The sequence below is a fragment of the Streptomyces sp. NPDC054786 genome (genome assembly GCF_053611685.1).
Genome location: NZ_JBSHAW010000009.1, coordinates 47,846 through 59,914 on the forward strand (window position 1 = coordinate 47,846; position 12,069 = coordinate 59,914).

At 68.0% G+C, this 12,069-nt stretch carries 9 protein-coding genes; 1 reads left to right on the forward strand and 8 read right to left on the reverse strand.

All coding sequences use genetic code 11. The annotated features are described in order from the left end of the window. Positions 1 to 4 precede the first annotated feature (4 nt). Entirely contained in the window at positions 5 to 4,156 is a 4,152-nt protein-coding gene (eccCa, locus tag ACWGI6_RS09895) for a type VII secretion protein EccCa (RefSeq protein ID WP_453267014.1), read from the reverse strand. A gap of 90 nt (positions 4,157 to 4,246) precedes the next feature. Further along, on the reverse strand, positions 4,247 to 4,675 hold the full coding sequence (locus tag ACWGI6_RS09900; RefSeq protein ID WP_453267015.1) for a WXG100 family type VII secretion target: 429 nt from the start codon (positions 4,673 to 4,675) through the stop codon (positions 4,247 to 4,249). Between the two features lie 234 nt (positions 4,676 to 4,909). On the opposite strand from ACWGI6_RS09900, the gene ACWGI6_RS09905 reads away from it, so the two are divergent. Next, on the forward strand, positions 4,910 to 5,518 hold the full coding sequence (locus tag ACWGI6_RS09905) for a hypothetical protein (RefSeq protein ID WP_453267016.1): 609 nt from the start codon (positions 4,910 to 4,912) through the stop codon (positions 5,516 to 5,518). A 100-nt stretch (positions 5,519 to 5,618) separates the two neighbouring features. Here ACWGI6_RS09905 and ACWGI6_RS09910 read toward each other — a convergent pair whose 3' ends face one another. The 6 genes from ACWGI6_RS09910 to ACWGI6_RS09935 form a co-directional block, all read right to left on the reverse strand. Then, positions 5,619 to 6,020: a WXG100 family type VII secretion target gene (locus ACWGI6_RS09910; RefSeq protein WP_453267017.1), complete on the reverse strand. Its 402-nt coding sequence runs from the start codon at positions 6,018 to 6,020 to the stop codon at positions 5,619 to 5,621. Positions 6,021 to 6,177: 157 nt separating this feature from the next. Further along, on the reverse strand, positions 6,178 to 8,847 hold the full coding sequence (locus tag ACWGI6_RS09915) for a right-handed parallel beta-helix repeat-containing protein (protein WP_453267018.1): 2,670 nt from the start codon (positions 8,845 to 8,847) through the stop codon (positions 6,178 to 6,180). A gap of 95 nt (positions 8,848 to 8,942) precedes the next feature. After that, positions 8,943 to 10,304 (reverse strand): EsaB/YukD family protein, encoded by a 1,362-nt coding sequence (locus tag ACWGI6_RS09920; RefSeq protein WP_453267019.1) that lies wholly within the window; start codon positions 10,302 to 10,304, stop codon positions 8,943 to 8,945. A 48-nt stretch (positions 10,305 to 10,352) separates the two neighbouring features. After that, positions 10,353 to 10,670 carry a WXG100 family type VII secretion target gene (locus ACWGI6_RS09925; RefSeq protein WP_453267020.1) on the reverse strand — a complete coding sequence of 106 codons (318 nt, stop codon included), beginning with the start codon at positions 10,668 to 10,670 and terminating at the stop codon, positions 10,353 to 10,355. A 66-nt stretch (positions 10,671 to 10,736) separates the two neighbouring features. Continuing rightward, entirely contained in the window at positions 10,737 to 11,069 is a 333-nt protein-coding gene (locus ACWGI6_RS09930) for a WXG100 family type VII secretion target (protein WP_453267021.1), read from the reverse strand. Positions 11,070 to 11,570: 501 nt separating this feature from the next. Continuing rightward, the gene (locus ACWGI6_RS09935) at positions 11,571 to 11,975 is read right to left on the reverse strand and encodes a hypothetical protein (RefSeq protein WP_453267022.1); all 405 of its coding nucleotides are present in this window, start codon (positions 11,973 to 11,975) and stop codon (positions 11,571 to 11,573) included. Between the last annotated feature and the right edge of the window lie 94 nt (positions 11,976 to 12,069).

The following is a 12,069-nucleotide window of genomic DNA, read 5'->3' on the forward strand; positions in this document are numbered from 1 at the left end:
CTCCTCAGAGGTACTTCTGCGCCGGCTGGGGCCGAACGGTGGATATCCGGGGGCGGCCCGACGCATCGGCCGACGTCGGCCTGCCCGATGCCTCCGACTGCGGCCCTTGCTCGCCGTGTTCCTCATCCAGCGCGACCTGGACGAGAGTGGGCTCAAACTTCCTGCGCACCAGCACGCCCCGCCCTGGGGGACGGTCATACGCCCGCTGGTTGGCGAACAGCACGCCCTCACGGTGGTCTCCCGAGAGCACCAGACCGCCCATGCCGGTCTCCTTCAACCTGCTCAGCAGCGGGTCCGACATCAACGCCCGCCCGGCCCCGCCCACACGCCGCGCCAGGACCAGATGCAGCCCCAACTCGGCTGCCTGCGGCAGGAATTTGGCCAGACCCGCCAGCGGCCCCGGCGCCATACCACTGCCCGCGGCCAGGTCGTAGTCATCGGCCACGACATACAACTCCGGCCCCTGCCACCAGTCCCGCTCACGCAACTGGCGCGGCGTGACCCCGGCCGGGGGAAGACGCTCACGCAGAACATCGATCAGCGCCCCCGCCTGACCGGACACCAACTCCCGGTCACCGCCTTGGGAGCCGATGTACTCCGGCGGCACCGCCTCCAGCAGGCTGCGCCGGAAGTCCACCGCCATGAAACGCACCTCGCGCGCCGAATGACGGGCCGCCAGCCCCCGCATCCACATGCGCAAGAACGCGGTCTTGCCCGACCCCGAGTCGCCGAAGACAACGAAGTGCGGATCGGCGCTTGCGAGGTCCACGCCGACGGGGCGCAGGTCGCTCTCGCGCAAGCCGATGGGCACCTCGCCCTCGGCCAGAGCCGGTTCGGTCTCCTCCCAGTGGCTGCCGGCCGGGAGTTCGGCTGGTGCCTGCAGTTCCCGCACGGTCACCCGCTCCGGCAGCACCCGCAGCGCTGGGGCGGCGGGCTTGTGCCAGGCCGCGGCGAGGCGGCTGACCAAGGACCGCTCGGCGTTGGCGAGATCGTCCGCACTGTCCTCGCCGTCTGCCCTGGGCAGGGCGATGTGGTGAAGCAGGCTCGGGGGGCACAGGCCCCTGCCGGGGATGGCCGCGCCCAGTTCGCGGGCGGCGGCGCGGTTGATCTCGGACTCTGTCGGGTCGTTGAGGTGGAGTTCGATGCGTCCTGGGATGTTGTCGCGCAGATTGGTGCGGATCTCGGCCCAGCGGTTGGCACTCAGCCACAGGTGGACGCCGACCCCGAGGCCACGGGCGGCGATGTCCATCAACATCTCCGGCGCCGTCTCCTCCTCGGCATGCAGCGCGCCCCAGTTGTCGATGACGAGGACCACGTCGGCGGCGCGGACGCCCTCGGGCAGTTCGCCGTTGTCGCGTTTGGTTCGGAAGTCGGCCGCGGACTGCACACGCAGTTCCTTGAACATCCGCTCCCGGCTACCGATCAGCCGCGAGACCTCGGCGAGCACGCGCCGGACGCGGGCCCCGTCCCGACGGCCCGCCACACCCACCACATGCGGGGCATCCTCCAGACCGTGCAGGGCTCCCCCGCCCATGTCGATGCAGTAGTACTGCAACTCGTCCGGAGTGTGAGTGAGCATGGAGCTGAGCATGGCCGTGCGCAGGAAGGTGCTCTTGCCGCTCTGCGGGGCACCGACCATCGCCAGGTGCCCCTGGCGTCCGGTCAGATCCATGATGAGGGGAACCTGCTCCTGGCGCTCGGGCAGGTCGACCACGCCGGCGGGGAACTTCAGCTCGCCGTTCCAGGGCCAGTGTGTGCTGGACAGGCCGCGCTCGGCGTCCTCCTGCGGGTCGCCGAGGAGCGGGGTGAGCGTGAACGCCGGGGGCAGCGGCGGCAGCCACACCTGGTGCCCCGGCGCGTCCTCGTCGACCAGGCGGCCCACGATCGCCTGAAGCTCGGTGCCCGACGCCTCACCCGTAACCTCCCAGGTGACGGTCTCGCTGCTCTCGGTCTCATCGAGCGGCGGGAGATCGCCGCGTACGAGATAAGGCACCGGCGCCGGGGGCTCGCCCCGGCCGTCCTCGGGCTCCTCCGCTCGGTAGGGCGCGGAGACGTGGGCGACGCGGAAACGCTCGTAGACGGACTCGTCCACCTTCAAATAGGCCGAGCCCGGAATGGAGGGCAGCATGTAGGCGTCGGATGTGCCGATGACGGCGCGGCTCTCCCCTGCGCTGAAGGTCCGCAGGCAGATCCGGTACGACAGGTGGGACTCCAGTCCGCGCAGCCGCCCCTCCTCAAGGCGCTGAGTGGCCAGCAGCAGATGGATGCCAAGCGAGCGGCCCACACGCCCGATCTGCACGAACAGGTCGATGAAGTCGGGTCGCTGGGAGAGGAGTTCACCGAACTCGTCGACGATGACCAGCAGGTAGGGCAGCGGCTCCAGCGGCTTGCCGTGGATGTCGGTGCCGCCGGCGGCCTGACGGAGCTGGTACTCGCGGACCGAGTCGACATTGCCCGCCTCACGCAGCATGCGCTGCCTGCGCTGCTGCTCGCCCTGGAGGGCCTGCCGCATCCTGTCCACCAGGGCCAGATCATCGGCGAGGTTGGTGATCAGGCCCGAGACGTGAGGCAGCTCGGTGACCTCGGCGAAGGTCGCGCCGCCCTTGAAGTCGACCAGGACGAACGCCAGATGATCGGGCGTGTGCGTCAGCGCCAGACCCGTCACCAGGGTGCGCAGCAACTCACTCTTGCCCGACCCGGTGGCCCCCACGATCAGGCCGTGCGGACCGATACCGCCCTGCGCGGACTCCTTCAGGTCCAGCGTCACCGCCTCGCCCGTGCCCTCCACACCGATCGGGGTGCGCAGCAGCTCCTTGTCGTCGGGGCCCTTGCGGTTCGTAGCCGGGTCCAGGCCCGCGAGATCCCGGAAGCCCAGCATCCCCGACAGCGACACGTCCTCGGAGAGCACCTGCTCCCGCTCGCCCGAGAGCCGCAGCGGGGTGAGGGCGCGGGCCGTGTCCTCCAGGATCTCCCGCCGGCACTCATCGACGGTGGCGTCCGCTATCTCGCTGCACCGGCCTGCGGGACCCTCCAGGCTCAGCCCGCCCTGCGCATCGACCCGCACCCGTACATCCACCCGTCCCGGCTCCTTGGCCTCCTCCTCCACCAGGCACACCAGATGCAGGCCGAGTTTGGGCCCCGCCTCGTTGAGCAGGTCGGCGACCAGCGGGGAGCGGGCCCACCACGCGGCAGGATCGAAGCCGTTGACGAAGACCACGAACTGCTGCCTGGGCTTGTCGTCACTGCGAATGGAGGTGAACTTCGAGGAACGCTCGCTGCGCTCCGCGACGGCCTTGTCCAACGCCGCCTGAAGATGGTCCTGGAGACCGTGAAAGTCGGCGGCCAGCAGCGGCACCGCCTCCTGCTCACGGCGCTGCGGCTCAGCCCCCGGCTCCTCCGCATGCGGAAGCCACTTCGCCCACTCCAGCCCCGTGGCATCTCCGGTGATGACGGCGACCCGTACATCATCGGGCGCATGCAGCACGCCGAGCTGGGCGAGCATCGACTGGGCCACCTTCTCCGTCCCCTCACGGGGGCCGATGACGCTCACCACGCCGCAGCCGCCCAGATCCACCCAGGCCGGCTGATTCGTGACGCTGCCCAGCGTCTCCACAACCTCCTCCGCCGCACGGCGGGACGGCGGGTCCAACTCGACCGTGGGGTCGGACTGCTGGGCCAGGCTCAGCGGCGTGGCCAGGGGGGCCGTACCGGTCCCCACTCGCAGGTGCAGGAAGTCCTTGTCCTCGGGCCTGCGCTCCCACACCCGGCGCCGCCGGGTGGCAAGCACCCACAGCCGCTCCGGGTCCGGGTGCCGCCACATGCCGGCAATCCGCTGCGCGACAGCGACACGCGAGGCCTGCTTGCGCACGTCCGCCAGATACTCCTCATACCGCTCGCGCTGGCGGCCCTCCTTCTTACGCCGACTGCTGCGCAGCTGCATACGCACCGCGATGGTGATACCGATCGACGTCACGACGAAGGCGACACCCAACAGGATCATCCAGGCCCTGCCGTAGGCGACCATGTACGCGGCCATGCTCATGCTGCTCAACAACGGCAGCAGCAGCATGACCCAACTCGCAGCGCCCTGCGCATCGGTGCGCTGGGGCGGGGAAGCGAGGGCCGTCTTTCCCTCAGGTACAGACGGGGCGGTCATCCGCGCGGGACGGTGGAAAGGAACTCGGCTCATAGCTGCGCTTGCCTCGGCATCGATCAGAACAGTGGGCTGGGGCGCTCAGGAAGCGGACTAATCGGGATAATCTGCGGTCACAGCAGTGTGCGTGGTCTTGTCCGTGTAAGTCGGCTTGCCGTCCGACTCCAGGCCGTTGGCGAAGCGGCGGAAGACGTCGGTGACACCCAGATCGGCCTTCGCGAAGTTCCCGGCCGCGTCAGCCACCCCTCCGACAAGGGCGTTCAGGACGCCCGTATCCGGCTGGTGGCGCTGCCCGAACAGGCCGGTTATCACGTGTTGCCAATCCTCCGTGATCTTCTGGCGTTCCCTCGAAGCGTTGCCCGTCCACGACAGGCGCAGCGATTGCAGCCTGTCGTCGATGGCTCCGAGACAGTCGGACACCTCCGTCCTCAGAGCGTCCAACTCCTTGGCCGTCTGCTGCATGGTGCGGGGCGAAACATCGACGAGGGCGGAGTCGTAGTCCACACGAGATGGGTCATTCACCGCTGCCCCTCCTTCTGAAAGCTACTGGAATAAATCCGGGGATTTTCCTGCGGTAGGCATCTGGAACCGCCGCCGGAACAGAAAAGGCCATTACACAGGCAGCCCAAGTGAATGTCTGGCACTTGCAGACCGCTATCAATATTCAACATGAGACACCCTGACACATGCCCCCTCGAACGATAGGCTTCAAGCAGTCCCAGTGAGACTGGATGCCCTCTGAATCAGGGAGACGCCATGACCGAACCAATAAAGTCGAAATACGACCCGAACCCGATTAAGCCGGGAGGCGGCGACGGAGACCACACGCCGGATCCGGACAGGGGCGAGGACTTCACAGACCGCATCCCCGAAGACACGGTCGTCTGGACCACGCCGCCGTCCTACAACCAGAAACCCGGGGACTGGAGCCAGTCCGGCAGCAGTCAAAACAACAGCGACAAGGACGCCGGCGACGTGGCACACCTGCTCGCCGATCTGACGGCCATGCGGGAAACCGAAGTGAGCATGCTGTCGGACGCCAGGACCGCCGTGGCGAAGTACGAGGAGGTGCGTGAGCACACGCTGGCGGCCAAAGACAACATCTTCGGCCAGCACGCAACGGTGGAGGAGAAGCAGTCGCAGAACTACACGGGCCCGCCCACGATTTCGGAGGTGGACAGCCCCTTTGCTCACAGCGCCCAGAACTTCGCCTCCCACATCAACCCCGCCATGGAAAAGGGGCTGAGCCAGATCGGCGGCATCCTGGAGTCGCTGGGTGAGTACATCGCCCTGATCAACCACTCGGGGCAGCTGTACGCGCAGGCCGACCGCAAGGCGAACTTCCCCGACCCGCCCAACGTGTGAGCATCCGGGGTGTGCGGCCGCACACCGCCGGTTCGCCGGCGGTGTGCGGGGCGCGACTACGTCTGTCGGCGCGCGGGGGAGACACCTCAGCATGCCGTTCTCACCTCGATCCCTTGCCGGAGGTCATGTTGGTGAGATTGGCCAGCTCACTGCTGTGGTAATGCTGGTAGGAGACATTCATCCGCTTGATGATTTCCTCCAGCAAGTGGTACAGACGGTGTTGAATCTGCTGGAACCAGCTGCGCATGTCGTCGTAGCTCTGGTACGAGGGGCTGTTCCAGTACGCATGCATGTGATTCATCTTCGTATCGATGGCATGCATCGCCTCCTTGATTTGCTGTGCCGAGCGCTGAACATCGCCGATCGCGCCGTGAAGGTCGTCGAGATCCACCCGGAACTCGCTGAGTTTCTGCTGGCTTATCTCGTAGTGCTTCCCGTTCTTGGTGAACTCGACGTTCTTGCCGTGCTTGTGTATATCTGTGAATCGCCCGCTGTCTGTCATCGGTGCGCCGCACCGCCTTTCCCGAAGGGGCCCCGGTGGGTTCCGGCCGGCCGGGCGTCCGCCCTGATGAATCCCCGCACCGCTGATTCGGCTCGACGGCCGGGGAGTACAACGTCAACGTCGCGAAACGTGAGTTCGAGTAGTTGGGGTGCCGGTGTCATCGCGCGTCCTCCACCGGCAGGTCTTCGGGCAGCAGCGTGCTGAGCACCTTGCCCTCGTCGGAGGCGAGGTCGAGCGCCGAGAGGTCGAGATCGGAGGCGCGCTGCGCGTGCCGCTCGGTCATCATCTGGAAGACCTGCCGTGCTGCGCGCCCATTGCCGAACTGCTCACCGCGCTGCACGGTCCGGAAGTACGTCTGCAGGGCGGAGAGGGTCTCGGGCACGAGGGTGTATTCGTGTGCGTCCGCCTGGTGGCTGACGATGCTGACCAGCTCGTCCGCGGTGTAGTCCTCGAAGCGCAGGGTGCGGGTGAAGCGGGAGGCCAGTCCGGCGTTGGAGTCGAGGAAGTGCCTCATGTCGGCGGGGTATCCCGCGACGATGACGACGACCTCGTCTCTGTGGTCCTCCATCAGCTTCACCAGCGTCGAGACGGCTTCGGAGCCGAAGTCGGTCATCTGGCCCCGCGGGACCAGCGAGTACGCCTCGTCGATGAAGAGCACCCCGCCGAGCGCCCGGCGGAAGACCGCCGTCGTCTTGGGCGCCGTGTGGCCGACGTATTCGCCCACCAGGTCGGTGCGGTCCGCCTCCACCAGGTGCCCCTGGCTGAGCAGGCCCAGCGCGGCAAGGAAGGCGCCGTAAAGCCGGGCGACGGTGGTCTTGCCCGTGCCCGGATTTCCCGCGAAGACCAGGTGACGGCTCAACGGCGGTGGTGCCAGACCGGCGTCCTGGCGGGCCTTGACCATGTGCATGAGCCGGGTGAGGGTCAGCACGTCGCGCTTCACGCTGTCCAGGCCGACCAGGCGGTCGAGTTCGGCGTCGAGTTCGGCGAGCTTCGCGGCGGTCTCGTCCGCCTCGTCCTCCTCCGGCGCGCCCACTTTCTTGCCCTTGCCGCCGGGACCCTTGCCAGGCTTCGCGGTCGCGGTCGTCGCCAGGACCGCGGTCTTCTTGGCGCCTGGTCCTCCCAGCGTCGGCAGCAGCACCTCGCTTACGCCCTCGACCTGGCACTCCTCGGCCCGCAGGTCGGCCTCGTCGTCCAGCAGCAGATCCTGTTCGGTGTCCGCCACGGTGCACCGGCGCAGTACGGGTGTGGACCTGGCCCCTGCGTAGATTGCGGGGAAGCGGGTGCCCGAGATCCGGCAGTCCTCGAAGGTGCCGGCACCGCCCTCCTCGACATACAGCCCGTTCTTCTCAGCGGACTGGACGACCGTGGAGCGCACGCGGGGCCTGGCTCCGCCGCGCAGCACGATGCCGGACCCGGCGGAGTCGCGGATCGTCCCCTCCTCGACCGCGACCGAGCCGCCGCTCTCCACCAGCAGTCCAGTGGTACCGCTGCCGGTGATCGTCACCTTCTCCAACTGGCCACCGGTATCCGGGCCGACCTCCACACCCGCCCCCCGCGTCGCGGAGATCTCACAGCCGGCGAGGAGCGGTCGGTGGGTGGTCTCAAGCCGGACGCCGGTACGGGCGTCGCTGATCAGGCAGTCCCGCAGCACGGCGTCACCGCCGTCGACGTGCACGCCGGTCAGGGCGACGCCGTTGATCTCGCAGTCAGAGGCGAGCAGTTCGGCCCGCTGGGTGACCCGCAGCCCGTGTTCCGCACTGCCGGTGATCTTGCACCCGTCGGCCTTCAGATGCGCGCCCGCCCCGAGATGAATCGCGGAGAAGGCACTGTCATCGACCGAGCATTCGCTCAGCTCCACCTTGGCGTTGCCCACGGCGAAGACGCCGTTGGCGGCCGTCTTGGAGAAGACGCTGCCGCGCGCGGTGACGGAGGCGTCGCCACTGGCCGCCAGAACGGTGTCCTCGACGTGGACGGCCTTGACGTCGCTCAGCGTCAACGATGCCTCGCCCTTGGCGAGTAAGGCCGCGCTGCCTGTGTGGTGGATGTGGCAACGCTCCAGCGAGGCGGCACTGGTCCCATCCGCGCACACGCCCGTCGCGCCGGTACGGTAAATCTCACAGTCCCGCAGCCGCACACCGTGCGACTCCCTCTCCCCGGCGGTGGCCGCGGACGAACTGCCCTCCTGCCCCTTCGACTTCGGCTCCGTCCCGCGGCGGCCCGCAGAGCCTTCGAGCCGCACGCCGTGCCCCTTCACATCGTGGAGCCTGCACTCGCGCAGCACCGCCGTCGCCTCGCCGTCGGCGTGCACCGCCGAGCCGCCGCTGTGGCGGACCTCCGCCCTGGTCAGCGTCACATGGGCGGAGTCGGTCAGAAAGAGGCCGCGGCCCGCGCTGTCCTCCACCACCGCGTCCGTGAGCTCCGCGCGGGCCTCGCAGTCGAGGACGATGCCGTCCGCCCCGCAGCCGCGCACCGAGACCGACTCCATGGCCGTCCGCGTGGTGCCGGTCAGCCACACCCCCACCGTGCCCGTGCCGTGCACGGAGCACCCTGCGAAGGTCGGCGCGGCCGTACCCGACACCTCGACGGGCCCGCCGGTGATCTCGCAGTCCCGCAGCACCGGTTCACCGCCGCGCAGCACCACCGTGGCGTCCCGCCCGCCGGCCGTCTCGAAGACCACCCCCCTGAACTCGGGACGACCGCCGTGCACCGTAAGAGCCGGTCCGCGCGGGGCGACGATGCGTACGCTGCCGGCCTCCTTCTCGGCCACGAGCACGATGTCCTTGTCCACCGACAGGCTCTCGGTGTACTTGCCCGGCTGCACGCTCACCACCGCTCCGGGTCTCGCGCCCCGCACCGCGGCGGCTATGGAGCGGTGCGCCCCCCAACTCCCGGGCGCGACACGCTGCTTGGCGGCCTTGGGGCTCACAGGCCGCCGCCCAGGTTCGCCAGCGTCCCGAAGACACCGAAGACACCGACGGCCAGCGGCAGGCTCACCACCGCGAGGAATGCGGCGGTCGTCGTGGGCCACTGGGGCCGCTCGTCAACCGCACGCGCGGGACGCATCACCGCACCGAACGCCAGCGATACGCCGACACCGACGAGCACCGGACCAGCCAGGAAAGCGATCAGAGGCCCAGTGACGTGCGTGTGCAAAACCGCCTCGGGAAGCCGTACCGCCAGCAGGAACAGGCCGATGACCCCGGCCGTCAACTGCGGGAAGACGGCACTCAGCAGCCGCAGCGAACCCGCCTGGAACAACAACCCGGCGCTGAGGCACCCCAGCAGCGCCAGCGCGAAGACGTCGGGGGAGAAGCTGAGGAAGACGAAGCAGGTCGCGAAGACGGCGGCCGCCACGAAGCTGAGGAACGCCAGCAGCCGGTTGCTTCGCCCGACCACCGCGGCGACTTCGCCACTGCCCGGGTTCCGCTCCGAGACACCCCGCGCTCCGGGTACGAGAACGGCGATCCTGCTGTGCACAAGGGGCAGCGTCCCCAGAACCATGAAGAGGGCGGTGCTCACCACCGCGGCGGACTCCGTCGCGTTCGCGCCGACGGCGACAAGCGGCACCACCAGCGCGCCGGCGCAGCCCGTGAGGATCGTGAGCATCACGGTGGGCACGCATGACTGAGCCAGAATCCCGCCCGCGGCGCCGACGAGCGCCATCACACAGACCAGTACGGGCGTGGCCACCGGACCGCGCAGCGGCGCGCCGAGTCCGGCGCAGGCCATGAGCGGGCAGGCGGCCAGAGCCAGCGCCTGCCGAACGCGGACGCCCACCGGCCACGCCTTGTAGGAGGCGTACCAGGAGACCAGCACCGCCGTCAGCGCCACGGCAGGGAAGACCACGAGCGCCATGATCATGCTGAAGACGCTGCGCTGCACCCCCAGTTGCCAGGCACTCAGCACGCAGACGAGGAGACCGATGCAGACCACGGCCTGCGCCCTGGTCCTCGGCGACCAGACCGAGTTGTCGTCCTGCGCCTCCGCGATCTGCTCACCGAGGTCGGTGACGACGAGGTCGAAGCCGTCGTCCGCATGGGTGTCGTACAGATACAGGGTCGCGCCGTCCGCGATCCCCGCCCCCGCCAGCGAGTCCCCGGGAGAGAGCGGGTCCGCTCCGGGCTCGCCCAGCGACCACACCGGCGGGATGGCATCGGAACCCTGAGCCCCGCACAGGTCCGTGAGCCTCGGCATGTACTTGGATATCGGCGCATGCGCCGGAAGTGCGAGGTCCACGCTCTTGCGTTCCCCGACTACGGTGATCCGGCAGCGATCATCGGGCACGGACGGTTCCTTCGAAGGTGGGCGGCGGACTGCGGGCAGATGCAGACGTCAGTTGTTCCAGGTGGCTATGTTCGACCACTCGCATTCGGAGTAGTTGCCGATGTTGACGTTCATGGCGTTGGCGATGCGCCCGAGCACACCGTTTTCCTCGTCGAACAGGCCGTAGGCGGCCATGTCCCACTCGTTCTGCATGTCCTGGTAATAGGTGGCCGCCTGGCTCTGCTTCCAGGAATCTGCCAGCGGCGCCAGCCGGTTCTTGAGTTGCTGCAACTCCTGGACGAGTTCGTCCGCCATGCTCTTGAGCTGACTACCCGCGCCGGCGAGACCTTCGCTGACGTAGATTTGCGCTCCATCGATGCTGGGCATCGATGCCTCCTCTCAGGTTTCCTTTACTAGTCGCCTTACCGGTTCATTCCTTGTAGGCGACGCCCATCAGCGGAAGTTTGTTCCGGTGGTCGGCGTCGGCAGGTCGTCGCCGAGGGCGCGGAGGTTGCTGATGTTCTGCTGCTCGGAGTCCACGTAGTTGAGGTAGGTGCCGTGCAGCCCCTTGGCAATGCCGTCCAGGGAACGGTTGAGCATTTGCGAAAGCTGATGGTATTCCTGCATCAAGACCTCGAACTGCTGCTGGGCGATACCGTGCCAGACCGACTCCAGACCGACGCAGAAGCTCCTCAGATTCTGGAGCTTCTGGTCGATGTCTGCGGCCGTGGCCGTGGCATTGGCCGCGGCGCGATGCAGTTCTCCTGGTGTCACGTTGTACGTCACACCACCGACAGTGGTCGAAGGCTGAGAAGCCATAGTGAAACCCTCCAGGTACGGTCCTTTATTAAAGGTGCACGAGCGAGCGTGGTACGCGCAACCAATCACATCCGGATAAAAGACCGAGTCCGTCGGATTAATTCAGTGCATGGCATTGCGTTCATGCAGAAGCAAAGCCCCGTGCACCCGCGGGTCCGGCGGGGGGGCGCACCGAAGGCGTGACAGCTGGGCGAGGTGGAGGTCAGCCCAGGTCAGGCCTGGTCAGCCATCTCCAGCGCCCCGGAAGGAGACAATGGCCGGGAGACTTGGAATGTCGGCTCGTCTGCGGCCGAACGGCACGGCAATTCCGACGAGGCCGCCAGCGACAAGAGCCCCTGCCCGCGGCCGCCCGCCCGCACCTCGCGCGGGGCCTGCACGAGGTGCGTGAACAGCTGTGAGAGATCGAGCTGCGGGGGGTGATGCCGCGGCGAGCGGGCGCGGTTCACGGGATCGGCCCAGCATGTCGATTCAGCCGATCTTCATGTCGAGATCGTTCACGTACCAACGGTTCTGCAGCTCCATGGCTTTGACTTTGATATCGATTCCGTCCTTGCTGACACCCTTGGAGTTCGAGTAGACGACGGTGTTGAGATCCTGTCCGTCGATCGTGATCTGCTCCCCCGGGAACTCTGCCGTGTGACCCGACGGAGCAGCCCCATGGACCTCCACCTTCGGGGGATTGTGAGGATTCCGGGGTGTGAACGAGGCGTGGAAACCGCGCAGTTCCTTCTTGATTTGCTGCGCCGAGACCTTGGTGTCCCCGCACTTGTGGGCATCGCCGGCCTGCGGGCCCCCATGGGCGGCGGGCGCAATCATTACCTTGCACGCCATGTCGGGACGGTTCTGGACGATCGCCGTGATCCAGCGGGTCACGGCCTCTTGGGCGCTGGACCCGCCGCGGGGGCGGGGCGCCCCGCCCGGGCGCGGGGCGGGGAGCCGGCCCCCCCGCCCGCGGGCGTGCGGGTCC